The organism is Promicromonospora sp. NPDC050880 (assembly GCF_044456525.1).
In the GTDB taxonomy this organism is placed as follows: Bacteria; Actinomycetota; Actinomycetes; order Actinomycetales; family Cellulomonadaceae; genus Promicromonospora.
The window spans coordinates 261,768-286,997 of sequence record NZ_JBITFV010000001.1 but is presented as its reverse complement, the minus strand read 5'-3'; the positions used below and the strand labels follow the sequence as shown (position 1 = coordinate 286,997).

The 25,230-nt window shown below is 72.8% G+C and carries 23 protein-coding genes; 6 read left to right on the top strand and 17 right to left on the bottom strand.

Annotated elements, in window-relative coordinates:
* Nucleotides 1-16: 16 nt before the first annotated feature.
* Nucleotides 17-1,648 (bottom strand): ABC transporter substrate-binding protein, encoded by a 1,632-nt coding sequence (locus ACIBBF_RS01365; protein ID WP_397409703.1) that lies wholly within the window; start codon nucleotides 1,646-1,648, stop codon nucleotides 17-19.
* Nucleotides 1,648-2,856 carry a dipeptidase gene (locus tag ACIBBF_RS01360; RefSeq protein ID WP_397409701.1) on the bottom strand — a complete coding sequence of 403 codons (1,209 nt, stop codon included), beginning with the start codon at nucleotides 2,854-2,856 and terminating at the stop codon, nucleotides 1,648-1,650. Before ACIBBF_RS01360 ends, ACIBBF_RS01365 begins: the two co-directional genes overlap by 1 nt.
* 143 nt (nucleotides 2,857-2,999) lie before the next feature.
* Between ACIBBF_RS01360 and ACIBBF_RS01355 the strand changes: the two genes are divergently transcribed.
* Complete coding sequence (locus tag ACIBBF_RS01355) at nucleotides 3,000-4,673, top strand: ABC transporter ATP-binding protein (RefSeq protein WP_397409699.1); 1,674 nt, start codon at nucleotides 3,000-3,002, stop codon at nucleotides 4,671-4,673.
* A gap of 113 nt (nucleotides 4,674-4,786) precedes the next feature.
* On the opposite strand, the gene ACIBBF_RS01350 is transcribed toward ACIBBF_RS01355, so the two are convergent.
* The 4 genes from ACIBBF_RS01350 to ACIBBF_RS01335 are packed head-to-tail and all read right to left on the bottom strand — an operon-like array spanning nucleotide 4,787 to nucleotide 9,114.
* Nucleotides 4,787-5,605, bottom strand: coding sequence for a carbohydrate ABC transporter permease (locus ACIBBF_RS01350; protein ID WP_397409697.1), 819 nt, complete (start codon nucleotides 5,603-5,605; stop codon nucleotides 4,787-4,789).
* The gene (locus ACIBBF_RS01345) at nucleotides 5,602-6,543 is read right to left on the bottom strand and encodes a carbohydrate ABC transporter permease (RefSeq protein WP_397409695.1); all 942 of its coding nucleotides are present in this window, start codon (nucleotides 6,541-6,543) and stop codon (nucleotides 5,602-5,604) included. The genes ACIBBF_RS01350 and ACIBBF_RS01345 overlap by 4 nt, the downstream gene beginning before the upstream one ends.
* A 1-nt stretch (nucleotide 6,544) precedes the next feature.
* Nucleotides 6,545-7,849, bottom strand: a complete 1,305-nt coding sequence (locus tag ACIBBF_RS01340) for an ABC transporter substrate-binding protein (RefSeq protein WP_397409693.1) — start codon at nucleotides 7,847-7,849, stop codon at nucleotides 6,545-6,547.
* Between the two features lie 35 nt (nucleotides 7,850-7,884).
* Nucleotides 7,885-9,114, bottom strand: coding sequence for an aminotransferase class V-fold PLP-dependent enzyme (locus ACIBBF_RS01335; protein ID WP_397409691.1), 1,230 nt, complete (start codon nucleotides 9,112-9,114; stop codon nucleotides 7,885-7,887).
* A 148-nt stretch (nucleotides 9,115-9,262) separates the two neighbouring features.
* Between ACIBBF_RS01335 and ACIBBF_RS01330 the strand changes: the two genes are divergently transcribed.
* Nucleotides 9,263-9,952, top strand: a complete 690-nt coding sequence (locus ACIBBF_RS01330; RefSeq protein WP_397409689.1) for a FadR/GntR family transcriptional regulator — start codon at nucleotides 9,263-9,265, stop codon at nucleotides 9,950-9,952.
* 37 nt (nucleotides 9,953-9,989) lie between these two features.
* On the opposite strand, the gene ACIBBF_RS01325 is transcribed toward ACIBBF_RS01330, so the two are convergent.
* Nucleotides 9,990-10,508 carry a flavin reductase family protein gene (locus tag ACIBBF_RS01325; RefSeq protein WP_397409687.1) on the bottom strand — a complete coding sequence of 173 codons (519 nt, stop codon included), beginning with the start codon at nucleotides 10,506-10,508 and terminating at the stop codon, nucleotides 9,990-9,992.
* Nucleotides 10,509-10,632: 124 nt separating this feature from the next.
* Between ACIBBF_RS01325 and ACIBBF_RS01320 the strand changes: the two genes are divergently transcribed.
* The gene (locus ACIBBF_RS01320; RefSeq protein ID WP_397409685.1) at nucleotides 10,633-11,244 is read left to right on the top strand and encodes a helix-turn-helix domain-containing protein; all 612 of its coding nucleotides are present in this window, start codon (nucleotides 10,633-10,635) and stop codon (nucleotides 11,242-11,244) included.
* Here the strand turns inward: ACIBBF_RS01320 and ACIBBF_RS01315 are convergent.
* From ACIBBF_RS01315 to ACIBBF_RS01280, 8 genes are all read right to left on the bottom strand, one after another.
* Nucleotides 11,213-12,778, bottom strand: a complete 1,566-nt coding sequence (locus ACIBBF_RS01315; protein WP_397409683.1) for an amidohydrolase family protein — start codon at nucleotides 12,776-12,778, stop codon at nucleotides 11,213-11,215. The genes ACIBBF_RS01320 and ACIBBF_RS01315 overlap by 32 nt on opposite strands.
* Entirely contained in the window at nucleotides 12,775-13,590 is an 816-nt protein-coding gene (locus ACIBBF_RS01310) for a creatininase family protein (RefSeq protein WP_397409680.1), read from the bottom strand. Before ACIBBF_RS01310 ends, ACIBBF_RS01315 begins: the two co-directional genes overlap by 4 nt.
* Nucleotides 13,590-14,960, bottom strand: coding sequence for an FAD-binding oxidoreductase (locus tag ACIBBF_RS01305; RefSeq protein ID WP_397409678.1), 1,371 nt, complete (start codon nucleotides 14,958-14,960; stop codon nucleotides 13,590-13,592). The genes ACIBBF_RS01310 and ACIBBF_RS01305 overlap by 1 nt, the downstream gene beginning before the upstream one ends.
* A gap of 2 nt (nucleotides 14,961-14,962) precedes the next feature.
* A complete protein-coding gene (locus ACIBBF_RS01300; protein WP_397409676.1) occupies nucleotides 14,963-16,153 on the bottom strand; it encodes a hypothetical protein in 1,191 nt (396 codons plus the stop codon).
* A 101-nt stretch (nucleotides 16,154-16,254) separates the two neighbouring features.
* Nucleotides 16,255-17,130: an ABC transporter permease gene (locus tag ACIBBF_RS01295; protein WP_397409674.1), complete on the bottom strand. Its 876-nt coding sequence runs from the start codon at nucleotides 17,128-17,130 to the stop codon at nucleotides 16,255-16,257.
* Nucleotides 17,127-17,858: an ABC transporter ATP-binding protein gene (locus ACIBBF_RS01290; RefSeq protein WP_397410659.1), complete on the bottom strand. Its 732-nt coding sequence runs from the start codon at nucleotides 17,856-17,858 to the stop codon at nucleotides 17,127-17,129. Before ACIBBF_RS01290 ends, ACIBBF_RS01295 begins: the two co-directional genes overlap by 4 nt.
* Before the next feature lie 44 nt (nucleotides 17,859-17,902).
* On the bottom strand, nucleotides 17,903-19,345 hold the full coding sequence (locus tag ACIBBF_RS01285) for an amidohydrolase family protein (protein WP_397409672.1): 1,443 nt from the start codon (nucleotides 19,343-19,345) through the stop codon (nucleotides 17,903-17,905).
* A gap of 214 nt (nucleotides 19,346-19,559) precedes the next feature.
* Nucleotides 19,560-20,897, bottom strand: coding sequence for an MFS transporter (locus ACIBBF_RS01280; protein ID WP_397409670.1), 1,338 nt, complete (start codon nucleotides 20,895-20,897; stop codon nucleotides 19,560-19,562).
* A gap of 167 nt (nucleotides 20,898-21,064) precedes the next feature.
* Here ACIBBF_RS01280 and ACIBBF_RS01275 point away from each other — a divergent pair, with 167 nt between their 5' ends.
* Nucleotides 21,065-21,688 carry a cation transporter gene (locus tag ACIBBF_RS01275; RefSeq protein ID WP_397409668.1) on the top strand — a complete coding sequence of 208 codons (624 nt, stop codon included), beginning with the start codon at nucleotides 21,065-21,067 and terminating at the stop codon, nucleotides 21,686-21,688.
* A gap of 33 nt (nucleotides 21,689-21,721) precedes the next feature.
* On the opposite strand, the gene ACIBBF_RS01270 is transcribed toward ACIBBF_RS01275, so the two are convergent.
* On the bottom strand, nucleotides 21,722-22,483 hold the full coding sequence (locus ACIBBF_RS01270; RefSeq protein WP_397409666.1) for a DUF427 domain-containing protein: 762 nt from the start codon (nucleotides 22,481-22,483) through the stop codon (nucleotides 21,722-21,724).
* Between the two features lie 224 nt (nucleotides 22,484-22,707).
* Between ACIBBF_RS01270 and ACIBBF_RS01265 the strand changes: the two genes are divergently transcribed.
* The gene (locus ACIBBF_RS01265; RefSeq protein ID WP_397409664.1) at nucleotides 22,708-23,136 is read left to right on the top strand and encodes an organic hydroperoxide resistance protein; all 429 of its coding nucleotides are present in this window, start codon (nucleotides 22,708-22,710) and stop codon (nucleotides 23,134-23,136) included.
* Nucleotides 23,137-23,537: 401 nt separating this feature from the next.
* Here the strand turns inward: ACIBBF_RS01265 and ACIBBF_RS01260 are convergent, their stop codons facing one another.
* Nucleotides 23,538-24,551: a helix-turn-helix transcriptional regulator gene (locus tag ACIBBF_RS01260; protein WP_397409662.1), complete on the bottom strand. Its 1,014-nt coding sequence runs from the start codon at nucleotides 24,549-24,551 to the stop codon at nucleotides 23,538-23,540.
* 113 nt (nucleotides 24,552-24,664) lie between these two features.
* Between ACIBBF_RS01260 and ACIBBF_RS01255 the strand changes: the two genes are divergently transcribed.
* Nucleotides 24,665-25,120, top strand: a complete 456-nt coding sequence (locus ACIBBF_RS01255; protein WP_397409660.1) for a VOC family protein — start codon at nucleotides 24,665-24,667, stop codon at nucleotides 25,118-25,120.
* Nucleotides 25,121-25,230 lie beyond the last annotated feature (110 nt).

Genomic DNA, 25,230 nt, shown 5'->3' with positions numbered 1-25,230 from the left:
CGGATCCGGTCGGCGGCTACTGGCCGGAGACCCGGTAGGCGGACGCCACGGACTGCGCGTGGACGACGGACAGCAGCTCGCTGGGCTTGACCACGAAGCCGTCCCAGTCGGAGCTGTAGGCCATGTACAGGTTCTGCGTGTACATGATGTTGTCGTAGACCTGCTCGTGGACCAGGGCCGCGGCCTCCCGCATGATCGCCACCTTCTCGTCGGTGTCCGGAGTGACGGCCGCCCGGGCGACGAGCTCGTTCAGCTCGGGGTCGTCCACGTGGGTGTAGTTGATGGCACCGCCGGGCAGGTAGGACAGGGTGAAGTTGGTGACGGGGTCGTCCATGATGGCGAAGTTCCCGGCGTAGATGTCGTAGTCGCCCTCGTCCGTCCGGGCCAGGTAGGTGTTGCGCTCCAGGCCCTCCAGCTCGATCGTGATGCCGGCCTCGGCCGCGCTGTCCTTGACGAGCTGCGCCCACTGGCTGGTCACGCTGTCCTGCAGCGAGTACAGCAGGCGGAAGGAGACGGGGAACATGCCGTCGGCGTCGGCCTCGTACCCGGCGTCCTCCATGAGGGAACGCGACAGCTCGGGGTCGAACTCGTACTCGGTCAGGGAGTCGTCGTGGTACTGGGACAGCACGGGCATCAGCGGGCTGGACCCGGTCGAGTCGGCCTGCCCCTGGAGCACCACCTCGCGGATGGTCTCGTAGTCGGCCGCGTGCGCCAGCGCCTGGCGCACCTCGGTCTTCGCCAGGTCCGGGTGGTCCATGTTGTAGACCATGTGGGCGTAGCCGAGCCCGGGCACCTCGGCGATCTCGATGCCGTCGGTGCCCCGCAGCTGCTCCACCTGGGCGGGCGGCAGGGCGTTCGCGATGACGTCGACCTCGCCGCTCTGCAGCGCCAGGATCTCGGTGTTGACGTCCGGGTAGACGCGGTAGACCACGCGTGCCGGGACGGGAGTGCCGCCCTCGACCAGCGGGTAGTCCTGCTCGGTACGCTCCAGGGTGTAGCTCTGCCCGGCCTGCACGTCGGTCAGCACGTACGGACCGGCGCTGACCCAGCCGTCCTCGCCGTCGTTCGCGAACTCGGCGACCGACCCGGCCGGCTCGAAGACGTGCTGCGGCACGATGTTGCCCCAGAACCCGATCTCCTCGATCACGGACGTGTCAGGTTCGGTGAGCGTGACCTCGACACGTGTGGGCGAGACCGCCTCGGCGGACTCGACGTGCCCCATCTGGCCGTAGAACGTCCCGGCGGGTGCGTCCTGCTTGACCGCGTTCAGGGTCCAGGCGACGTCGTCGGCCGTGAGGGGCTCGCCGTCGCTCCAGGTGAAGTCGTCCCGGATCTCGTAGAACCCGGTGGTCTCGTCCACGTAGCCCCAGTCGGTGGCGAGGGCGGCCTCCTTGCTGCCGTCGTCCGCGATGGAGAGCAGGTGGGGGTACATGAGGTTGGTGACCCAGTAGTCGCTGCGGCTGTTGCCGATCAGCGGGTTGTAGTTGACCACGTCGGTGGTCGTGGCGATGGTCAGCGTGTCGTCGCCCGCCTCGGCGGGCGCCCCGCTCCCCTCCCCCTCGGACGACGGTGCCTGCGGCGCGCACGCGGCCAGCGCGAGCGCACCGGCGACGGCGGTGCCGGCCAGGCTCAGTCTTCGCAGCTTCATCAGATCCAGACCTCCTCGAGGACACGCAGGGTGTTGCCGCCGACGACGGCGCGGATCTCGTCGTCGGACCAGCCGTGCTTGACCAGCCAGCCGATGATGTTGAAGAACTCCTCGGCCGGGTTCTCGACGCCGTCGACGTACTCGACCTTGTCGTAGTCCACGTGGCCGTGGGCCTGGGAGATGGAGAGGTTGGACGAGAAGGCGTCGTGCAGGCCCACGTGGTCGCCGAAGAGGGTGTCGGGGCCGAACGTGACGTGCTCGATGCCCACGAGGTCCACGCAGTACTGGAAGTGGTCCATCACCGACTCCAGCGAGTGCCGGGGGTGCTTCGGCGAGAGCGTGGTGTGGGGCGCGGCCTCGATGCCGATGACGCCGCCGCGGCGGGCGCACTCGACGATGGTCTCGTCGGTCTTCATCCGGTTGGTGGGCCACAGGCCGCGGGCGCCGGCGTGCGTGATGAACACGGGCTTGGTGGACGCCTTGATGGTGTCCAGGCAGGTGCGGTCCCCGGAGTGCGAGATGTCGATGGCGATGCCGAGCTTGTTCATGCGCGCCACGGCCCGCTCGCCGAAGTAGGTCAGGCCGCCGTCGCCTCGCTCCTTGAGGCCCGAGCCGAGCGTGTTCGCCTCGGAGTAGGCGATGCCCATCATGCGCACCCCGAACCCGTAGAGGACGTCCAGCCGGTCCACCTCGTTCTCGATCATGGTCGCCGCCTCCAGCGAGAAGACGTGGGCGATCCGCCCGGTCTCCTGCGCGTGGCGGATGTCCCGCAGGGTCTCGCCCTTGACCACGAAGTCCTGGTGGGCCAGGTCGGCCATGCGGACGCCGAGGTCGAAGAGCACGTCCTGGTACTTCCACCCGGCATCGCTCGAGATGCAGCAGGTGCCGTCCATCCCGTTGTCGAACACGGCGGTCAGGCCGGAGCGGCTCAGCCCCTCGTAGCCGGTGCTCTCCCGGCCCTGCCGGATGTATCCGCGCAGGTCGCCCATGTCCTGGGGGAAGACCTGGAGGTGGTCGTGCAGGGAGATGACGGTCTCCTGCTCCAGGAGGCGCGCGGTGCGCTCCGTCTCGCTCGTGGTCAGGTCGAGCCCGGCATAGGCGGGCACGCGGCCGACCTGCTGCGCGAGCTCGAAGGCGCGGTAGTCGACGTCGGGCTCCAGGTAGTCGTAGGCCCGGTATCCCGCGTACTGCTTCGCTGGCTCCAGCACTGCTGCCTCCTCGTAACAAACCGGCGTGAGTGACCTCACCGTCGCGACTATCCGGCGCGGCTGTCAATCCTGATGGGTTAATCCGGCTCAAGAATTCACGTGAGCGAAACATCCCGCGACGCCGGGCAGGGCACCATGGGGACATGACACGCAGCTCCGACGGCCCCGACCCCGTGCTCCGCGTCCGTGGCCTCGACATCGGGTTCCGGTCCGGCGCGCACGTCACCCCGGTGGTGAGCGACCTCGACCTCGACGTCCGCCCGGGTGAGCTCGTGGCCCTCCTGGGCGAGTCCGGCTCGGGCAAGACCGTGACCGCACGCGCCGTGCTCGGCATCCAGGACCCGGCCGCGACCGTCTCGGCCCGCGAGCTCGCCGTGGGCGGCACGGACCTGCTCACCTGCACCGAGGAGGAGCGGCGCGCGCTGCGGGGCGAACGCATGAGCATGGTGCTGCAGGACGCGCTCTCCAGCCTCAACCCCGTCCTGACCGTGGGCGACCAGATCGGTGAGATCTTCCGCGTGCACCGCGGACTGGGCCGCCGGCAGGCGCGCGAACGGGCCGTCGAGCTGCTCGACCTGGTCGGCATCGCCGCGCCCGGCGCCCGGGTGGACGACTACCCGCACCAGTTCTCCGGCGGCATGCGGCAGCGCATCCTCATCGCGATGGCGATCGCGCTGGAGCCGGACCTGCTGGTCGCCGACGAGCCGACCACCGCCCTCGACGTCACCGTGCAGGCGCAGATCCTGCGCCTGCTGCACGACCTGCGCGGCCGGCTCGGCATGGGGGTGCTGCTCATCACGCACGACATCGGCGTCGTCACCGAGGTCGCCGACCGCCTCGCCGTGATGCGCGACGGCGTGGTGGTGGAGCAGGGGGACGCCGACGCGGTCTTCGCCGCACCGAGCGCGCCGTACACCAGGACGCTGCTGGGCTCGGTCCCGCGCGCCGGCACGGCGCGCGTGCTGGAACCGCCGTCCGCGCAGCCCGACGACGCACCCGCAGGTGCCGACGACGTGGTGCTGGAGGTGAGCGGCCTGGGCCGCACCTTCCACGGCGGGTCGCCGCTGGCCCGGCGCACCGTCCGCGCCGTGGACGGTGTGGACCTCGTGCTGCGCCGGGGCGAGACGCTCGGCGTCGTCGGGGAGTCCGGCAGCGGCAAGTCGACGCTGGCCCGGATGGTCGTCGGGCTGGAGAGCGCCGACCAGGGCACGGTCCGCTACCACGGGCAGGACGTCACACGGCGCGCCCGGGGCCGGCGGCCCGCGCCCCGGACCGGTACCCAGATGGTGTTCCAGGACCCGTACACCTCGCTCGACCCGCGCATGCGGGTGCGGGACATCGTCGCCGAACCGCTCGTGGTGACCCGTACCGGTACCGCCGCCTCCCGGCGCGACCGCGTCGCGGAGCTGCTGGAGCTCGTCGGGCTGCGCCCCGACGTCATGGACCGGTTCCCGCACCAGTTCTCCGGCGGGCAGCGGCAGCGCATCGGGATCGCGCGGGCACTGATGCGCGACCCCGACGTGCTGGTCTGCGACGAACCCGTCTCCGCCCTGGACGTGACCATCCAGGCGCAGGTCACCAACCTGCTCGTCGACCTCCAGGACCGGCTCGGTCTGTCGATCCTGTTCATCTCGCACGACCTGTCGGTGGTGCGCAACCTCGCCCACCGCGTGCTGGTGATGTATCGCGGCACCGCGGTCGAGACGGGAGACGTGGAGCAGATCTTCGACCGGCCCGGGCACCCGTACACGCGTGAGCTGCTCGCCTCGATGCCGCCGCTCACCCGCGCCGAGCGCGGGCGGCTGACGGCCGCCTGAGACGACGAGCAGGCCCTAGGTCCCACGAGCTGCTCACCTCCTGCGGGTCGTCAACCAGGTCGTACGGCGACCCGGTGCGTTCCCTGTCGGTGCCGGCGACCTCCCGGGCCGCGCTACTCCTTCACCGACCCGGCCGTCAGGCCCTCCACGATCCAGCGGCTCGCCACCGCGAACAGCACCATGGTCGGCAGGATCGTGAGCACCGCCGCGGCCGACATCGGGCCCCAGGCGATGTTGAACGTCGAGATGAACCCGTTGAGCGCCGCCGGGATGGTCTTGGTGGCGTCGGAGTTCAGCAGGACGACGGACAGGAACAGCTCGTTCCAGCAGTTCACGAAGTTGAAGATGAACGCCGCGGCGATCCCCGGGGCCATCACCGGCACGAGCACGCGGAACAGCGCGCCCAGGCGCGAGCACCCGTCGATCATCGCCGCCTCCTCCAGCGCGTCGGGCATGTTCTCGAAGAACCCCCGCAGCATCACGGTGGAGAACGGGATGCACATGGCCACGTAGACCAGGGCCAGACCCGGCCGGGTGTCGACCAGGCCCAGGTCGGACAGCATCGCGTACAGGGGACCGAGCGCGATGAACGCCGGGATCATCTGGGTGAGCAGGAACGCCCCGAGCACCGCACCCTTGCCGCGGAACTCGAACCGCGCCAGCACGTAGGCGCTGAGCAGGGCGATCAGCGTCGCCGTGCCCCCGGCCAGCAGCGCGACCGTCAGCGAGTTGCCGATGAAGGTGCCGAAGCTCGACGTGGCGAACAGGTCGGTGTAGTTGGCCGTGGACGGCTCGGACGGCCAGTACTCCAGCGGCCACCGGTTGATGGACCCGGGCGCCTTGAAGGACGTGACCACCACCCAGTAGAGCGGGAAGAGCGTGACGACCAGCCACAGCGCTAGTCCCGTGACCCGGACGACGCGCCCCGTCACCGCTGGTTCACCCGCTTCATGGCCACGAGGTAGAACGCGCAGAACACGAACAGCACCACCATGACGGCCAGGCCGATCGCGCTCGCCAGGCCGTAGGAGCCCTGCTGCGTGTACTCGATCATCCAGGTGGTCACGATGTGCGTGCGTCCCGCGGGGCCGCCGGCCGTCATCGCATAGATGATCTCGGGCGAGTTGAACGTCCAGATCGCCCGGAGCAGCACGGTGAGCGCGAGCGTGGTCCAGATGTACGGGATCACGATCGAGAAGAGCCGGCGCACGGTCCCGGCGCCGTCGATGGCGGCAGCCTCCAGCACCTCGTCGGGCACCGACTGGAGCGCGGCGAGGATCATGATCGCGAAGAACGTCACGCCGTACCAGACGTTGGCGACGATGACGGCGACCATGGCCAGCGTCGGGTCGGCGAGCCACGGCAGGGGCGCGTCCACGAGGCCCGCCTTCATCAGCAGGTCGTTGACGACGCCGAACTCCGCGTTGAACATCCAGCGGAAGAGCATGCCCACCAGGAAGCCGGAGACCGCCCACGGGTAGAACACCAGCGCCTGGTAGAGCCCGCGGAAGCGGAACCGGCGCCACAGCGCCAGGGCCACCAGGAACCCGATCACGAGCTGCGGCGCGATCGAGCCCACGACCCACACCACGGTGTTCCCCGCGACCACGGGGAACACCGGGTCGCCCAGGATGGTGAGGAAGTTGCCCAGCCCCACCCAGGGGGTCGAGGTGAGATCCCACAGGTTCCAGTCCCGGAACGCCATCTGCGCACCCTGGAGCATGGGGAAGTACGTGAACCAGCAGACGAAGACGATGGCAGGGGCGAGGAACCCGAGGATCGTCAGCGCGTGCCGGAGCCCGAAGGGCGTACGACGCCGGGGCACGCGTGGCGAACCGGCACGCGGCGGACGGACGGCGGTGGCGGTCACGTCAGCTCTCCGACGCGTACTTCTCGGTCCAGAACGTGTCCCACTCCCCGAGCAGCTCGCTCGTGGTCATGTCGCCCAGCAGCACGGCCTGCAGGTCCTGGTCGGCCTTCTGCTCCCACTCGGTCCACCAGCTCACGCCGCGCGGCTGCACCACGTTGACGTACGTCTCCGGGTCCTCGGTCATGGTCACGTAGCTCGACCACGGGCCCTCGGAGTAGAACGGGTCCTCCCCCGCGCCGTCGATGATCGGCACCAGGCTGTTCTCCTGCGCGAACCGGGTGGCCGGCTCCGCGCCCGACAGGAACTCGACCAGGTCGGCCGCCTCGGCCTGGTGCTCGCTCGCCTCCGCGACGCCCCAGCCCGCGGTGGCCAGCGGCTGCGCCGCCTTGCCGGTGGGGCCGGTCAGCAGCGGCGCGGTGGACCACTGGTCCTCGGTGACGGTCGTCGACTGCGACACCGTGGCGATGACCTCCGGGTCCTGGAGCAGGAACGCCGTGGAGCCGTTGGTGAAGCCCTCGACCATCTCGGGGTAGCCCCACGACACGGCGGACGGCGGCGACGCCTGGTCGAACAGGGCGAAGTAGGTGTCGACGGCGTCCTGCGCCTCGGGCGCCGAGAAGATGGTGGACCCGTCCTGCAGCAGGTAGGCGTTCTCCACGTCGAGGTCGTCGATCGTGTACGCCTCCACGGCGGCCACCACGTTGCTGAACCCGTTCTGGCCGCCGCGGAACGCGTAGCCGTAGGTGTTCTGTCCCGGGTCCTGGATGGCGGTGGCCTGCTCCAGCAGGTCCTCCCACGACGCCGGCGGCCCGTCGAAGCCCGCCTCCTCGACGAGGTCGGTGCGGTAGAACAGCGACAGCCCGTAGAAGCCGTACGGCACGTAGTAGCGGGCGCCGTCGGGCGCGGTCACGGCCTGCGCGTTGTCGGTCAGGTCGTCCCAGCCCGCCCACTGCGGGGCCTCGTCGGACAGGTCGTGCAGCCAGCCGTTGTTGCTGAACGCCCCGACGGTGCTGTCGCGGACCTCCAGCACGTCCACGCCGCGGCCGGACTGGAGCATCTGCTGGAGCTTCTGGTCGGCCTGGTCGGTGGGCGGGGACACCAGGTCGACGGTGACGCCCGGGTTCTCCGCCTCGAACTCGTCCAGCAGCTCGCGGATGAGCGCGGTACGGGCCGGGTTGGTCAGGCTCTCGACCATCTGCAGGCGGACGGTCCCGTCGGCGGCGGACCCGCCTCCGGAACACGCGGTGAGGGCGAGCAGGCCGATCGTGGCCAGGCTCGCGGTGACGGCAGCTCGGGTGCGGTGCACGGGCGCACCTCTCCTTCTTCTCGGTCGGTGTGGTGTCACTGGCCCCGGCGTTCGTCGGCGAACGCCAGGATCTGGGGTACGGCGCGCTCGACGAACGCCTCGAAGTCGCGCGGCTCGGTGTACAGGTGCGCCGAGAGGCGCAGGTAGCCCACGCCGCCGAAGCTCGTGAAGGCCGACTCGACGCCGGCCAGGTCGAGCAGCCGCAGGCGCAGCTCGTCGGCGTCCGTCCGGTCCCGTCCGAGACCGTCCGGGAGCCGGATCAGGCGCATCGCGGGCACGGGCATGCCGACGTCGGTGGCCACGGGCCCGTCGACATGGGGCTGGAGGGCCGCGCCGATGACGTCCACGCCGTGGTCGGCGAGCGCCGCGATGGTCTCGCGCGCCCGGGCCCAGCCGTGCTCCCGCTCGACGAACCGGACGGCGTGCGGGGAGGCGAGGTAGGCGGTCGCGTCCAGGGTGCCCTGGGAGTCGAACCGCTCCGGGTAGGGCTCCTCGGCGCCCCAGGAGTCGATGAGCGGCCAGAGGTCGTCACGGTCGGCGGCGCGGGTGACGAGCAGCGCGGACCCGCGCGGCGCGCAGGGCCACTTGTGCAGGTTGCCGAACCACCAGTCGCCGCCCGCGGCGGCGGCCGCGTCGGGGACGAGGCCGGGCGCGTGCGCGCCGTCCACGAGCACGCGGGCGCCGCGTTCGTGGGCGACCTGCGTGATCCGGGCGGTCGGGAGCAGACGGGCGGTGGGCGAGGTGATCTGGTCGACGACGACGAGGCGCACCGTGCCGGTGAGCTCGGCCCGGAACCGCTCGACGACCTCGTCCTCCGTCGCCGCGAGCGGCACGGCGACCGTGCGGACGCGGGCACCGGTGCGCCGGGCGAGCCGGTGGGCGCCCATGGTGACGGCGCCGTAGCCGTGGTCGGTGACCAGGATCTCGTCGCCGGGCGCGAGCCGCAGGGAGTTGAGCACCACGGTCGCGGCCGCCGAGGCGTTGGGCACGAACGCCGTGTCCTCGGCGCGGGCACCCACGAACGGCGCGATCTCGTGGCGGGCGGCGGCGATGAGCTCGGGCGTCCGGGGGAACCAGGCGACAGGGCTGAGGTCGGCCTGCCGCCGCAGCTCCTCCTGGTGGCGCCCCACCTCGATGGGGACGGCGCCGTAGGAGCCGTGGTTGAGGTGCACGACGGTGTCGTCCAGCGGCCACGCGTCCCGGGCCGGCCGGCCGGACGCGAGCCGGACGGGCACCGGTGCGGTGGTGGTGTGCACCTGGTCCATCGACCCTCCCTCGGGTGGTTGTCGGACAACCATGGCAGCCGAAGCGACTCAAGACCAGAGATTCCTCGTGAATGACACAGATCTGTAGGACAGGTTTTACGGGGGCGAAATGTCCGCGGCGCCAGGGAGAACCTGACATGCTGGAGGGATGCACGAGGTGAGCGCGGTCGAGACGGCACTGCACGGGGTCCGCACCCTGATCGCCGACGGCTCCCTCCAGCCGGGCGACCGGCTGCCCAGCGAGGGCGAGCTGAGCGAGCGGCTCGGCGTCTCGCGCGGATCGATCCGCGAGGCGATCCGCACGCTCTCGGCCCTGGGCGTGGTCGAGACGCGCCGCGGGGCCGGAACGTTCGTGGGCGAGCTGCGCGCCGCCGACATGATCCGGACGCTCACCCTCACGGTCGGCCTGCTGCCGCTGGAGTCGATCCTCGAGCTCTACGAGCTGCGCCGCGTGCTGGAGGCGCATGCCGTCGCCCTGTCGGCGGCGCGCTGCGACGACGCCACGCTGACCCGGCTGGCGGACCTCCTCGACCAGCTGGAGGCGAGCGAGGACGTCGACGAGCAGTCGGCGCTCGACCACGAGTTCCACATGGGCGTCGTGCGGCTGTGCGGCAACGAGTCGCTGGCGTCCCTGGTGTCGGTGCTCCGGTCCCGGTCGCGCGCCTACCCGGTGCTCACCCCGGACACCAAGCGGGTCTCCGACGCGGGCCACCGCGCGATCCTGCGCGCGCTGACGGCGCGCGACCCCGTCGCGGCGTCGGTGGCCGCGGCGGCGCACGTCACGCAGAGCGAGGTGTGGCTGCGCGAGCGCCGTCCGGCACCGGACCCGGTGGACTGACCCCGGGCCGACCGGGGGCGCACGGCCCCGGCGCGGGTCAGGCCCGGCCGTCCGCGGCGCCGAGCTGATGGAACGCCCGGTCGAAGTGCACCAGGGCGCGCCCGCCGTCCCGGGCGGACGCGTGCACGGCGACGACCCGGCCGACGAGCAGCACGTGGTCACCCGCCTCGACCTCGGTCCAGGTCTCGCACTCCAGCACGTGCCGCGCGTCCTCGGTCAGCAGGGGGACGCCGGCCCGGCCCGCGCCCACGACCCGGCCGATGAACTTGTCCGGGGCCTTGGAGGCGAACGCGGCGGCGACGTCCTCACGGTCGTGCGCCAGCACGTGCACCGCGAACCGCCGCGCCGCGCGCAGCGGCGCCAGGGTACGGCTGGTCCGGCCCACCCCGACGGCGACCAGCGGCGGGTCGAGGCTCACGCTCATCACGGCGGTGGTCGTCAGCCCCGCGGGGACTCCGCCCGCCGCCGTCGTGACCACGCACACGCCGCTCGCCAGCCCGGCCATCGCGTCCCGGAACCCGTCGGCGACGGACTCCCCGCGCGATGTTGATGACATCAACATACGTCCATCGTCGGTGGTCGATGTTTCGCGTGGATCACTCCGGCGGCCGCGTTCTGTTACGTCTGTCGCCGACCTCGGTAAACCCCCTCCGACCGGCGCAATCGCCTAGCATCAAGGCATGCATCAGGGCACGGACGCGCGCGCCGACCAGGAGACCGATCCGCTCGGCCGCTCGGTCGCCCGGCTGGGGCAGCGGATCCGCGCGCTCCGGCACTCGCAGCGTCTGACGCTCGTCCAGCTCGCCGAGGCCACCGGGCTCTCGCACTCGTTCCTCAGCCAGGTGGAGCGGGGGCGGGCACGGCTGAGCATGTCGTCCCTGTTCCGCGTCGCGACGACCCTCGGCACCACCCAGCAGCTCCTGCTCGCCGAGGGCACGGCACCGCCCGCGGGCAGCACGCCGGTCGTGCGGCGCACCGACGAGGGGTCGGCGGCGTCGGCGGGCGGGGGCACGGTCCGTGCCCTCGCCCCCGCCGGGGACCGCCCGTTCGACCCCATGGAGTACACGGGCACGTCACGCGAACCGGGGCCGTACTGGGCCCACGACGAGGACGAGTTCGTCTACGTGGTCGAGGGCGAGGTGCTGCTCGACCTCGACGGCACGCTGGAGCAGGTGGGCCCCGGCGACTCGGCCTTCTACCGCGCCGGGACCCGCCACCGCTGGGCCAGCGCCGACGGCGGCGCCTACCGGCTGCTGGTGGTCAAGCAGCGACTCGCGCCAGACGCCGGCTGAGCCCGCGCGCCACCGCGCGCTCGTCGGCGGTCACCAGCCGGCCGTCCCGCACCACGACGCGCCCGCCCACGACGACGTGCCGCGGCCGACGGCCGGGCGCGGCCCAGAGCAGGCCCGCGACCGGGTCGGCCACGCCGGCGTCGGCCACGCCGGAGACGTCCCACACGCACAGGTCGCCGGCGGACCCCGGCGCGATCCGGCCGAGCTCGGGCCTGCCGAGCCCGTCCGCCGCGCCCGCCGTGGCGGCGTCCAGCACCTCGCGCGCCGCGAGCTGGCGGCCCACCAGCGCCGAGACCTGCATCGCCAGGCGGGCGTCCGCGAGCAGGTGGCCGGCGTCGTTCGAGCCGCCGCCGCTCGTGCCGAGGCCCACGGTGACCCCGGCCGCCAGCAGCCGTGCGACCGGCGCGACGCCCCAGCCCATCGGCACGTCGCACCCGGGGGCGTGCGTCGCGGACGCCCCGGACGCCGCCACCCGGTCGATCTCCTCGTCAGTGACGTCGCACAGGTGCGCCACCGTCACGTCGGGCGCGAGCCAGCCCCACTCGTCCAGCAGGTCGAGCGGCCGCCGGCCGTACCGCTCCAGCGCGACCGCGACGTCGACCTGCTCGTTGGCCTGCGTACGCCGCCGCAGCCCGCGCCGCCGCGCCACCTCCGCGAGCAGCCGGAACGTCGCCTCGCCGTCGCTGTGCACGCCGGCCGGGCCGACGGCGACCTGCACGCGGCCGTCGGCGCGCACGCCGCCCGGCGCGTCACCCACCAGCGCGTCGGCGACGGCGTCCGCGCTCAGCGCCGCCGTCTCGGCGTCGTCGCCCGCGGTGCCTCGCACCAGGACGAGGCGCGCCCCGAGGTCGTCCGCCGCGGCGGCCGTCGCGCGCGCGAGGTCGGCGGTGGCGGCCGGGTCGAGTCCCGCCGGCCACGTGAGGTGATGGTCGGCGACGGTCGTGACCCCGCTGAGCAGGGCCTCCGCCAGCCCTGCACGGGCCGCCGCGCCCACGAGCCCCGCGTCGACCCCGGCGCGCCGGTAGGCGGCAGCCATCAGGGCGAGCCAGTCGCGCATCGGGACGCCGCGGGTGCCGGGCAGCGTCCGGAACGCCGTCTGGAGCAGGTGGTGGTGCGCGTTCACCAGCCCCGGCGTGACCACGCAGCCGGTCGCGTCGAGCACCTCGACGCCGGTGTCGGACGACGCGCCGGATGCCTGCGGGGCACCGGCACCGTCCGCACCGGTGCGGATCTCCAGCACCCGCCCGTCCGCGCCGATCACGACGTCGCCCCCGGGCTCCTCCGCACCAGGCCACGGCCCGTGTGCGGGGGTGCCCGGTCCGCCGGGCCTGGCATCCGACCCGTGTGCGGGGGTGCCCGACCCGTCCGACCTGTCCGCCCGGGCACCCGGACCCGTGCGCACCGCGAGCGCCCCGCGCACGACCAGGCGCGGCACGGCACGGTCCGCGACCAGGCGCGGGGCGGCCCCGTCCGTGACCGGACGCGACACGGTCCCGCTCTCGTCCGGCGGCGACCCCGCACCGGTCTCGCTCACCCGCGGTCCCGGGCGCCGAGCGCGCTCGCGCCGTCGGCCGGCGTCGTGAACCGGGACGCCTCGACGAGCGTCCGCGCGAGCTGCGCGACCGCACGCTCGAACAGCTCCTTGCCGGCCTCGGCGGTGGCGGTGGTCGGGTCGCCCACGTGGCCGTCGGGGCCGAAGTCGCTCGACAGCCAGCCGAACGACGTGGGCCGGCCGAAGCCGATCTGCTCGTAGGCGAGCAGGTCCTCGGGCACCCGGCGTTCCGCGAGGTCCAGGTGGACCAGTCCGGGGCGCAGGTGCAGCATGAGGGAGGTCTCGCCGTGGCCGCCGTGCACGCCGAGGCCGTGCTCGTCGCCGGAGGCCGGGACGCCGCCCTGGTCGCGCGGCATCGAGACGTGCGCGAAGAACGTGCGCAGCCCGAACCGGCGCCGCAGCTCCCGGTTGGCGACCTGGCCGAGCGCGGAGTTGCCGCCGTGCCCGTTGACGAACATCAGCCGTGTGATGCCCGACGCGGCGAGCGAGCGGCCGACGTCGACCAGGACGCGCATGAGCGTGTCCCACGAGAGCCAGACCGTGCCGGGGAACCCGGCGTGCTCGTCCGACTTCGTGTACGCGAGCGGCTCCAGCAGCACGACGGACGCCGCGCCGGAGGCGGCGACCGACTCGACGGCGGCCGAGGCGGCCTCGGTGGCCGTCACCAGGTCGGTCGAGACCGGCAGGTGGGGCCCGTGCTGCTCGATCGCCCCGAGCGGCAGCACCGCGACGGTGTCGGGGGGCAGGGCCTCGATCTGCCGCCAGGTGAGGTCGGCGAAGCGGGGGGCGGTCATCAGCGCACCCCGATGTTGACGCGGGTGTCCACGGGCGGGGCGTCGACCAGCTTGCCGGGGTTGAGCAGGCCCTTCGGGTCCATGGTCCGGGCGGTCTCGCGGGCGAGGTCGACGTTGCGGTCCACGTACCACTGGTGCGGCGAGTGCACGCCGAGACCCAGCGCCTCCAGGCGCTCGATCCCCGCGAGCGTGTGCTCCTCGGAGACGTAGTCGGCGACGACCATCGCCAGGGGCGCCCTGCCCATGAGCTCCAGGTGGAGGTGCACGTCGCCGTCGTAGACCGCGCGGACGTCGTCCGGGCGCTCCCAGTGGGCGAGGCCGCCGGTCTCCATGTGGAACCACGTGTGCTCGGGGTGCGCCTTCTGCAGGTAGTACACGGGGTGGTTGTAGGACATCGAGGAGAGCTTGTCCGTCTCCGCGTAGTCCGCGAGCGTGGCCACGACGTCGCCGCCGGCGGCGACCACGCGCGCCTCGATCTCCGCCGCGGTCGACGCCTCGGCGATCACGCGCAGGCTGTGCCGTGCGGCGTCGAGCGGCACGGGCGCGGGCAGGCTCGGCACGAGGGCCGGCGGGTCCGCCGACGCCAGCCGGGGCAGCACGGGCAGGTCGAGCAGCGAACGGTGCACGCTCGTCATCGACGCCCAGTCGTCGAAGGCGGCGTAGACGGCCACCCAGTCGCGGGCCGGGTCCGTGGCGATCTCCAGCTCCACGATCACGCCCGTCACGCCGTACACGTGCACGTACGGCGTCACGTCCGGGCCCGACACCGTGAAGGTGGTCCCGCTGCCGTCCATGGGTGCCACCGTGACCGACAGCACGAAGCCGTCGGAGGTGGACCCGTGCTCGATCGTGCCGGTGCCGGCCGATCCCCCGCCGACGAACCCGCCGATGGTCGAGCCCTTGGTGGACGGGTAGATCCAGATGTCGCGGCCGGCCGCGCGCGCCGCGACGTCGATCGCGGTGATCTTCGCGCCCGCCCCTGCGGTCACCGTGCCCGAGTCGTTGACCCGGATGGTGTCCAGGCCGCGCAGGTCCAGCACGAAGCCGCCGTCGAACGGCGTCGCCTGGCCGTAGTTGCCGGTGCCCGAGCCGCGGGGCGTCACCGGGACGTCGTGCTCGTAGGCGATCCGCAGCACCTCGGCGACCTCCGCCGCCGAGCGGGGGCGGACGACGGCGTCGGGCAGGTACCGCCCGGCCGGCACCTTCTCCTGGAGCACGGGTGACATGCGGGACCAGTCGGAGGACGTCTTGAGCAGCAGCTCGGGGTCGGTGGAGACGAGGTCGGGGCCGAGCCGGGCGGCGATCTCGTCCGCGGCGCGCGCCGCCCGCTCGGGGCCGGCCGGAGTGCCGGCGGGGGTGGTGGTCGTCATGGTCAGCTCCCCATCGAGATCGAGTCGTCGGTGAACTCGTTGGTGTACAGCGACTCCGGGTCGATGTCGGCGGAGTCGATCTGGCCGGCGTCGACGAGGATCGGGCCGAAGGTGTCCACGATCTCGGCCATGCGGTCGGGGTCGATGCGGCCGAACACGCCGGAGGCCGGGTCGTCGGTGACGAGGTCGAGGTCCTTCATCGTCTGCACCGAGTAGTCCGCCACCCCGAGCGAGTAGGTCCAGCCCGTCTGGTACTGGTCCACGAGGTCGACGATCAGCTCGTTCGTGGCCTCCGGGTCGTCGAGGTAGTCGAGCTGCGCCTGCTGCATGATCGGCACCAGCTTGGCGAGGCAGTCGGCGTTCTCCTCGACCTTGTCGGCGCGCACGGCGAGCGCCTCGGGGTAGACCGAGTAGCCGACGTCGGACAGGAGCTGGTACCCCACGGGCTTGCCCCACTGCGGGATCTCGTTCTCGTAGATGTAGGGCTCCGCCGTGGCGAACCCCTGCTGCAGGATCGCGGGGTCGGAGACGAACCGCTGGGGCGTGCCCTCGTAGCTGAGGTCGATCTGTGCGTCCTCGATGATGTCCTGCGAGGCCAGCAGACGCGGGAAGACGTCGCCCGCCGACACGAGCGGGTCGCCGCCCGCGGCCGCCTCCTCGATGGTGGTCGCGCCGTCGTGGCTAGCCGGGTCCCACATGACGATCTGCGGGCTCACGGTGAGCTGGGAGGCCACGGTGACGACGGGGTTGTCGGCCAGGGCGGTGATCTGGGCGTCGGTGGTGACGGCGCCGAGCATGATCGAGTCGTCCAGGTACATGAGCGACGGCACGGGCTGGAAGTTGACGTTCGGTCCGCCGGGGCGCACCTCGACGTCCACCCCCGTGTCGACGCCCTGGGCGACGAGGGAGCCGGTGACCGACTTGGCCTCCGTGTCCACGGTGCTGTCAGGACCGACCAGGGAGTACATCGCGCCGTGCTCGGCCTCGGGCTGCCAGTCCTGCTGCAGCACGACGGTCTCGGGGCACACGCCGGACAGGTCGAGCGGCCCGTCGGCCTCGGCGGCGGGCACGTCGATCGGGGCCGCGCCGCCCGCCTGGTCGGCGGTGCCGGCGCCGCCGCACGCGGTCAGGACGAGGAGCGGGACGGCGGACAGCGCGACCATGGCGAGGTGTCGGGGTCTGGCGAGGAACATGGGGACTCCTGGGTTGGGTGGGGCGTGGGGGCGCGGTGGGACCACCCGGTGCGTGGGGGACGCACCGGGCGGGGGTCGTGACGGGCGGGCGCGGGTCGGTGTCAGGCCCCGCGTCCGTACCAGCGGCCGATGACGGCCCGGTCGAGGGCGGCGAAGACGGAGAACACCACGACGCCGAACAGGGCGGTCAGGATGATGGCCATGAACAGCGCGTCCATGTTCAGCCGCAGCGTGTAGGTGCGCAGCAGGCCGCCGATGCCGGGCGAGCCCTGCTGGAAGAAGAAGTCGCCGACGATCGCGCCGATCACGCTCAGGCCCGCCGCGTTGCGCAGGCCCGTGAAGATCGACGGCAGCGCCGCCGGGAACTGGAGCTTGAGGAGCCGCTGCGCACGGGTGGCGCGGTTCAGGGTGAACAGGTCGTGCGCGGCCGCCGAGGCGGACTGGAGCCCGAACAGGGTGTTCGCGATCATCGGGAACAGGGCGATGATCACGCACACCACGATGCGGGCGCTGAACCCGTAGCCCATCCAGATCCCGATGAGCGGCGTGAGGGCGAGGATGGGGATGGTCTGCAGGATCACCGCGTACGGGTAGAGCACCTTCTCGACCCAGCCCGCCTGCGCCATGACGACGGCGTACCCGATGCCGAGCACGACGGCGATCCCGAGCCCGGACAGCGCCACGCCGACGGTCTGCCACAGCGCGTCGAGCATGGGCACCATGACGTTCGGGTTGCCGAGCGTGGTGCCGAGCACCTGGTGCAGCGGGGGCAGCAGGAACCGGCGTTCGGGGCTGAGCACCAGGTAGGTCACGGCATACCAGACGGCGACGATGCCTCCGACGGCAGCGAGCAGCGGCCCGACCCGGCTCCCGGCGGCGAGCAGCCGCCGCCGGGCCGACGACGTCCGGGCGACCGGGCGCGGTGCGGCCTCGTCCCGGGGGCGCGCGGTGCTCTCCTGCACCGTCGCGGCGCTCACGAGTGCTCCCCGAGGGCCGCGGAGACCTCACCGGTGAGCGCGGCGAAGTCGGCGTCGTACCGGAGCTCGGGCGGGCGGGGGTAGGACCAGGGCACGGGGATGTCGGCCACCACCCGGCCGGGTCGCCCGCTCATCACGACGACGCGCGTGGACAGGTAGACCGCCTCCGACACCGAGTGCGTGATGAACAGGCCGGCGAAGCTCTTGAGCTGGAAGAGGCTCTGCAGCTCGGTCTGCATGCGCAGCCGGGTGATCTCGTCGAGGGCGCCGAACGGCTCGTCGAACAGCGCGAGGTCCGGCTCGGCGACCAGCGCGCGGGCGATCGACACCCGCATCCGCATGCCACCGGAGAGCTGGCGCGGGTGCTGCTTCTCGAAGCCGGACAGCCCCACGAGGTCGAGGGCCTCCTGCGCGCGGCGCCGCCGGTCGGGCTTCGCGGCGCCGCGCAGCTCGCCGACCAGCTCGACGTTGCGCAACGCGCTGCGCCACTCCAGGAGCGTCGGTTCCTGGAAGACGTAGGACGTCGAGGTGGCGTTCACCTCGATGCTGCCGCCGGTCACGTGGTCCAGCCCGGAGGCCAGGCGCAGCAGGGTGGACTTGCCGCACCCGGACGGGCCGACGACGGAGACGAACTCGCCGGCCGTGACGGACAGGCTCACCCCCTCCAGCGCGACGGTGCCGGTGGGGAACGCCTTGGTCACGTCGTCGAGCACGAGCGTGCGCGTCATGGACTTCGGCCGTGGGGTCGTCGTGGTCACTGTGCTCACTGGTGTCACCTCACGAGCAGGTCGGGATCGGGGGTCTCGGTCGCGGCGGGCCGGTCCGCGGACCGGGTGGGCGCGGCGAGGGCGAGGGCGCGGTGGACGCGGGTGTCTGCCACCACGCGACCGCCCGTCAGGACGACGCGTGCGTGCTCCCCGCCCGCCAGCACGTCGCCGAGCGGCACGTCGGGCACGAGGACCAGATCGGCGCGGTCCCCCGCGGACAGACCCGCCGGCGGCAGCCCGAGCACCGTGCGCGCCCCGGCCGTCACGGCGTCCAGGGCCTCGGCGGCCGTCAGGTGGCCCGCGGTCATGAGCAGCGACGTCGTCTCGAACGGGTCGCCCGTACCGGCCGGGTTGAACGGGTCGCGGAGGTTGTCGGCGCCCGCAGCCAGCGGCACGCCCGCGTCCAGCAGGGCCCGCACGGCGGTCAGCCCGCGCGGCGGGAGGTGCGTGGCGTCGCGGCCCTGGAGATAGAGGTTGGTGATCGGCAGCGTCACCACGCCGAGGCCGGCACGCGCCAGCAGGTCCACCACGGGGGCGAGCCGGTCGGGCGGCAGCGAGCCGAGCCGGACCACGTGGCTCGCCGTCACGCGCTGGGTCAGCCCGCGCGCGATCACCTGCCGGGCCAGCTCGATCACGTCGAGCGTGTCGTCGGCGGGCAGCGCCGTCTGCTCGTCGGCGTGCAGGTCCACCGGGAGCCCGGTGCGCTCGGCGAGGTCGAGCACGCGCGTGACCTCCGCCCGCGGATCGGGGGCCAGGTGCGGGCAGCCGCCCAGCACGTCCACGCCGCGCGCGGCGGCCTCGGCGAAGACGGCGTCCGGCGTGTGCGACCCGCCGAGCAGGCACACCTGGAGCGTCACGGACCCCGCGAGCTCCTCGCGCAGCCCGAGCAGCGCGTCCAGCATGCGCAGCGGGTCGCCCTCGGCGGGCGCGTCGACGTGGGTCCGGACGGTCGTGATGCCGCGCGCGGCGTACCGTTCGACGGCGGTCCGGGCGCGGCGCAGCACGTCGGCACCGTCGATGCCCGGCGCGAGCTCGCGCCAGCGGGCGACGGCCCCCACCAGGTCCTCCCCCGTGCCCGGCGGCACGCGGTCGGCGGTGAGCGCCTTGTCGAGGTGGGCGTGCGGCTCGCACGCGGCGGGCAGCACCCGCCAGCCGGTGGCGTCGAGACGGACGGCGCCGTCGTCCGCGGAGGACCGGAAGGTGCCGGCCGGGCTGCCCGGGCGGGGCGGACCGGCTGGGCCGGTGCCGGTGGAGGCGCCGGTGCCGGTGGAGACGCCGGTGCCGGTCGCCGATGTCGCGACGACCCGGCCGTCGGCGATCTCGACGTCGACGAGCGTGCCTGCCGGCGTCCGGACACCGCGCAGCGCGGCGACGCGCGTTCCGGCGAGCCGCGTGGCGCCGTCGGGCAGGCCGACGGGAACGTACCCGGGCTCGGTCTGGTGCTGCACACTGCCTCCCTCCTGCGCTCACGGGAGCAGAATGTTGATCAGAGGAACATTCAGAACGCTAGGGGTGGCCTGTTTCGGCTGCATGTCCGGTGCGGCGCGGGTGTGTGAACGTCGGCGGGCGCGGCGCACCGGGAGGACGGCAGGGCGGTGGGAGCCGGCGGACGTGCTCGCCCGGAGCGGGCGGGCCTCACGGGGAGGCCCGCCCGTGTCCAGGTCAGGCGTCGGCAGCGCCCGGCGCGGCCCGCAGCTCGTGCAGGCGCGAACCGTCGGTGCTGATGGTGGCGGTGGCCGTGGCGGCCGCACCGATCAGGCAGATCACCGCGCAGTACACGACGACGGGCCAGATCTGCCCGCCCACGAGGGCGACCAGTCCCGTGCAGACGAACGGGGCGAGGCCGCCGCCCAGCGTGTTGGAGATCTGGTACCCGATGTTCACGCCGGTCGTGCGGGCCTCGGGATCGAACATCTCGGCCAGCATCGTCTGCAGGGTGGCCTGCATCGCCACGCCGGGAATCACGAAGCCGACGATCATGCCCACCCAGATCAGCACCAGGTTGCTCGTGTCGAACAGCAGGAAAGCCGGCCAGACCAGCACGGCGAACCCGACGCAGCCCGCGATGTACACGGCCCGCCGTCCGACCCGGTCGGACAGCGCGCCGTACGCGGGCGCCACGAAGACCTGCAGGACGCCGACGATCATCGTACCGGCGAACCCCTGCCAGGGCGGGATGTCGTTCTCGTTGACCAGGTAGGCGATACCGAACGTGAGCACCACGTACCCGGCGATGCTCTGCGGCAGGCCGATGAGCACGCCCATGATCGCGTTCCTGGGGTGCCGAAACACCTCGGCGACCGGGTTGGTGCGCACCCCGGCGTCCTCCTGGGCCTTCCTGGTCTCCTTGAACTCGTCGGACTCCTCGAGCCTGCTGCGCAGCACGATCGCGACGATGGCCAGCACGAGCCCGAGCACGAACGGGATGCGCCAGCCCCACGTCATGAACCAGGACTGCGGGCCGAGGCCGAGACCCGCCATGAGCCCGGCGGAGGCGACGTTCGCGATCCCCGCGCCGCTGATGAGGAACGCGCCGTACATGCCGCGCCGGCCCACGGGGGCGTGCTCGACGACCATCGTCGCCGCGCCGCCCATCTCGCCGCCGACGAAGAAGCCCTGGCACATGCGGAAGAAGATCAGCAGCAGCGGCGCGGCGATGCCGATCGACGCCTCCGGCGGGATGAGCCCGATGCCCGCCGTGGCGATGCCCATGCCGACCACCGTGATCATCAGCGTCGCCTTGCGGCCGACCCGGTCACCGACGTGGCCGAAGACCAGGCCGCCGACCGGGCGCAGGAAGAACCCCACGGCGAACGTCGCGAAGGACGAGAGCTGCGCGACGATCGGGTCCTCACCCGTGAAGAACACCGCGGGGAAGACCGCCGCCGACGCAAGACCGTAGAGGTAGTAGTCGTAGTACTCCATGAGCGTGCCGATGGCACCGCCCGCGATGGTGCGCTTCTGCGTGCCGCTGAGCGGCTGTGTCGCCGTACCCGCCACAGGAACCTCCAGGGGTCGTCGGGTGAAATGTGGTGCGAGTATGGCGACCGTCGGCCCCGGCGTCTACGGCGTGGACGGCATGCGTCACCTCAGGCACGCACGCAATATCGCGAACTGCTGTTCTGACACCTCTCGATCGAACCCTTCACCCGGCACAATAGGTGGCCGTGACCAGCACCCCCGACCCCCGCGCCATCGGCCTGCGCCGGACGGTCCTGGTCGTCGCCCTCCTGAACCTCGCCTACTTCTTCGTCGAGTTCTCCGTCGCGCTGTCCATCGGCTCGGTCTCCCTCCTCGCCGACAGTGTCGACTTCCTGGAGGACACGGCCATCAACCTGCTCGTGCTCGTGGCGCTGAGCTGGCCGCTGGCCCGGCGCGCTCTCATGGGCAAGGCCATGGCCCTGGTCATCCTCGGTCCGGCCGCGGTGGCGGCCTGGGAGGCGGTGCAGCGGTTCGCCGCGCCGACGCCGCCCGACGTCGTGCCGCTCGTGGTGGCATCCCTCGGCGCGATCGTCGTGAACGGCACCAGCGCCTGGCTGCTGGCGCGGGCGCACCACCACGGCGGGGCGCTCGGTCGCGCGGCGTTCCTGTCCGCCCGGAACGACGTGCTGGTGAACGTCGCGATCATCGCCATGGCGCTGGTCACCGCGTGGACGGCGTCCGGGTGGCCCGACCTCGTGCTGGGCTGCGTGATCATCCTGCTCGCCCTGCACGCCGCCCACGAGGTCTGGGAGGTCAGCGAGGAGGAGCGCCTGGCGGCGAAGGCGCTCGACGGCGAGGACCTGGGCTGACGCCCCCGGCCGGGGGCATGACGCGGCTGCGGGCTACGGCTGCCCGATCCGTTCGCCGTCGACGTAGACCTCGACGTCAGCGCTCTTCTCCGGCCAGAAGCAGACCAGGCCCGTGACGCCCGCCGCCTCGCGCAGCGGTGTCTCGTACCCCCAGACCACGTCGGGCACCCGGACCCCGCCCACGGTCAGGGCCCAGTACCGCGCCGTCCCCTTGTACGGGCAGTAGCTCACGGCGTCGGTCGGGCTCAGGAGGTCCATCCGCACGTCCACGCGCGGCAGGTAGTAGCGGGGCGCCAGACCGGTCTCGGTCAGGACGACGGGCCGGTGCGAGTCGGCGACCACCTCACCCCGCACCACCACCCGCACGTGCCGGCTGGAGTGCAGCGTGTCGACCCGGACGTACGGGCTGCGGGCATGGAAGTGGATCACCTCGTCCTCCTCGAGCCAGGTGTCCATGGCCGACCAGGTCAGCGTGTACGACCCGCGCATGCCCTCGACCGGCGCCTCGGGGTACCGCTGGGCGGCGCCCGCGAGCACGCGGTCACCGAGCACCACGTCGAACAGCTCGCTGCGCCCCAGCACCCGCGAGGGCTTGCCCGGTCCCGCCGGACGCAGCTGGGCCCTGACGTGGCCCGGCGAGAAGAAGTACCGCGGGGCGTACGAGTACTCCCACACCAGCAGCGGTACGGCGGCGTCGGCGACCACCTCGCCGGCGCTCAGGGCGCGGATCCGGGTCAGGCCACGCTGGACCGTCCCGGGTTCGATGGCGAACGGGTTCTGCACGATGTCGGGCACGGGTCACCTCTCGTCGTCGGCCACGCCGCGCCGCGCCGGGGCACGGCGACCGGCGCCTCACGCAGAGCCCAACTCAGCGCGCAACCTGGGTATTTCACCCCGGCGGACTTGTGTGTGCGCAGATTCCGACCTACGGTAGACGTACTAGTTCGTCTACATGCGGACGCGGGCAGCCGGTCCCACCGGGCCGGGCTACCGCACCATCCATGACAAGGAGCAGGAACATGGCTGACAGCATCTACACCGCCGTCGCGACCTCCACCGGCGACGGCCGCGCCGGAGGCCGTGCGGCGTCCGACGACGGCGTGCTCGACCTCACCCTCGCCGTCCCCACGGCCATGGGCGGACCGGGCGGGGGCACCAACCCCGAGCAGCTCTTCGCCGCCGGCTGGGCATCCTGCTTCCACAGCGCCCTCAAGGGTGTGGCCGCAGCGCAGAAGATCACGTTCAGCGACTCCGCCGTGATCGCCGAGGTGGGCATCCAGCCGACCGAGGACGGCGCGTACGGGCTGAGCGCCGCCCTGCACGTGGAGCTCGCCGGCGTGGACCAGGCCACGGCCGACAGCCTGGTCGAGGCCGCGCACAAGGTGTGCCCCTACTCGAACGCCACCCGCGGCAACATCCCCGTGACGATCGACGCCACGGTCGCCTGACCCCTCGCCCCGGCGCGGTAGCTCGGGCCGCTGCTCGCACACCCCCAGGCCCTGCTGTCCTGAGCGAGCCGGCTTCGGTCACTTGAACCGCGGCAGACCACGTTGTCGGTCCCTTGCCGCGAGATCGGTCCATCAAAGGGCCGATCTCGCGGCAAGGGACCGACGTCGCATGGAGGGTCGGAGCAAGGGACCGACGCCGCGCGCACGGTCCGAGCAAGCGACCGACACCGCGCGCACGGTCCGAGCAGCCAACCGACACCGCGCACAGAGTCCAAGCAGCCAACCGACACCGCGCACAGAGTCCAAGCAGCCAACCGACACCGCGCACAGAGTCCAAGCAGCCAACCGACACCGCGCACAGAGTCCTAGCAAGCGACCGACACCGCGCTCCAGGACGCCCGTCAGCCCACCGGCGAGCCCGCGTCAGGCCGTTGCAGCCCCGCCGCGCGGGCCGCGCGACGGGACAGGTCAGCGAAGGCATGCCGCAGCTCGGCCGGGCCGACCACCTCGATCTCGGCGTCGAACCGGGCCAGCGTCGCCGCCAGTGCGGCCCAGGTCCACGACCCGGCCACCAGCCTGGTCCGGTCGCGGCCGAGCGGCTCGACCACGCCGTCGGCGACGAACGGCGCCACCCGTTCCGCCGGCAACGCCAGGATCACCTCGCCCTGGCAGGGCCACCGGTCCGGAACCTCGGAACCCTTGAAGCGCGCCGAGAGGAAGGCCGTCACGTCCCCGCCCGGCACCGGCCGGGGCGTGAACCGGGGGCCGTTCGGCACGCGGAGGGCAATCCGGTCGACGCGGAGGACGCGCCAGTCCTCGTGCTCCGCCGACCACCCCACGAGGTACCAGTGCCCGTGCCGCACGACGAGGTGGTGTGGTTGCACGCGGCGGGCCGGGCGGGCGTCCTCGTCCGCGCGTCCGGGCGAGCGGTAGTCGAACCGCAGCTCCTCGGCGGACCGGACGGCAGCGCTCAGCGCCAGCAGCACGTCGGCGCCGACGTGGGCGTTCCCGGCGGGCTCCACCGCCGTGACGTCGAGCGCGTCGACCCGCTGCCGCAGCCGGGAGGGCAGCACCTGCCGCACCGTCGCGAGGGCACGCGCCGCGGCCTCCTCGATCCCGGCACCGGTCACCACCGCGGTGCGCAGGGCGACGGCGAGCGCCACCGCCTGCTCGTCGTCGAACAGGAGGGGCGGCAGCGCGCTGCCCGCCTCCAGCCGGTAGCCGCCCTCAGGTCCGCGGACCGCCTGGACCGGGTAACCCAGCTCGCGCAGGCGGTCGACGTCGCGCCGCACGGTGCGTTCGCTGACGCCCAGCCGTTCCGCGAGCCGCTCCCCCGGCCAGTCGCGGCGCGCCTGCAGCAGCGACAGCAGGGCCAGGAGGCGGGACGACGTGGTGGTCGAGGAAGCGATCGGCACAAGATCCAGACTGGCACGAGTACCGGACGTTCCCTGTCCGGAACCGGTGACAGATTGAGGAGCACCGTCGGGGATCCCCGGCGACCGATCCCCTCTGTGAAGGACCGAGCACCATGTCGATCAGCACTGTCACCCACCTGAACTTCCACGGCCAGGCCCTCGCGGCCCTCGAGTTCTACCACTCGGTGTTCGGCGGGCAGATCACCGTCACCACCTACGGCGACTTCGGGATGCCGGCCGAGCTGCCGGGCGCCGCCCACGTGGTGTTCGGCCAGGTCGTGGCCGACAGCGGCTTCCGGGTCATGGCCTACGACGTGCCCGGCGAGGAGCGGCCGGTCGCGGCCGGCACCACGCGCCGGGAGAACGGCACCACGCTCACCGAGGAACCGTTCTTCGTGTCGGTGCGGGGCGAGACCGCGGAGGAGGTCGGCGCCCTCTGGGAGCGGCTGGCCGACGGCGCCACGGTCGTCGAGCCGTACGGGCCGTCGCCGTGGGCGCCGGCCTTCGGCATGCTGACGGACCGGTTCGGCGTCACCTGGATCCTCGACGTGGCGGCCGAGGGCGCCTGAGGCCGGACCTGATGGTCCCGGCCACGAACGCGCCGACGCCCGGCGAGCACACGGCTCGCCGGGCGGGAGCCCCTGCCCGCGACCCTGGTCCACACGGCCGCGTGGCCGCC

What these genes read in the sequence shown, in the direction of transcription:
- ACIBBF_RS01265 (WP_397409664.1), top strand. Translation starts at nt 22,708, where the DNA reads ATGGCTGACAGCATCTACACCGCCGTCGCGACCTCCACCGGCGACGGC.
- ACIBBF_RS01335 (WP_397409691.1), bottom strand. Translation starts at nt 9,114, where the DNA reads ATGGACCAGGTGCACACCACCACCGCACCGGTGCCCGTCCGGCTCGCG.
- ACIBBF_RS01330 (WP_397409689.1), top strand. Translation starts at nt 9,263, where the DNA reads ATGCACGAGGTGAGCGCGGTCGAGACGGCACTGCACGGGGTCCGCACC.
- ACIBBF_RS01290 (WP_397410659.1), bottom strand. Translation starts at nt 17,858, where the DNA reads ATGACGCGCACGCTCGTGCTCGACGACGTGACCAAGGCGTTCCCCACC.
- ACIBBF_RS01325 (WP_397409687.1), bottom strand. Translation starts at nt 10,508, where the DNA reads ATGTCATCAACATCGCGCGGGGAGTCCGTCGCCGACGGGTTCCGGGAC.
- ACIBBF_RS01300 (WP_397409676.1), bottom strand. Translation starts at nt 16,153, where the DNA reads ATGTTCCTCGCCAGACCCCGACACCTCGCCATGGTCGCGCTGTCCGCC.
- ACIBBF_RS01305 (WP_397409678.1), bottom strand. Translation starts at nt 14,960, where the DNA reads ATGACGACCACCACCCCCGCCGGCACTCCGGCCGGCCCCGAGCGGGCG.
- ACIBBF_RS01355 (WP_397409699.1), top strand. Translation starts at nt 3,000, where the DNA reads ATGACACGCAGCTCCGACGGCCCCGACCCCGTGCTCCGCGTCCGTGGC.
- ACIBBF_RS01310 (WP_397409680.1), bottom strand. Translation starts at nt 13,590, where the DNA reads ATGACCGCCCCCCGCTTCGCCGACCTCACCTGGCGGCAGATCGAGGCC.
- ACIBBF_RS01365 (WP_397409703.1), bottom strand. Translation starts at nt 1,648, where the DNA reads ATGAAGCTGCGAAGACTGAGCCTGGCCGGCACCGCCGTCGCCGGTGCG.
- ACIBBF_RS01320 (WP_397409685.1), top strand. Translation starts at nt 10,633, where the DNA reads ATGCATCAGGGCACGGACGCGCGCGCCGACCAGGAGACCGATCCGCTC.
- ACIBBF_RS01255 (WP_397409660.1), top strand. Translation starts at nt 24,665, where the DNA reads ATGTCGATCAGCACTGTCACCCACCTGAACTTCCACGGCCAGGCCCTC.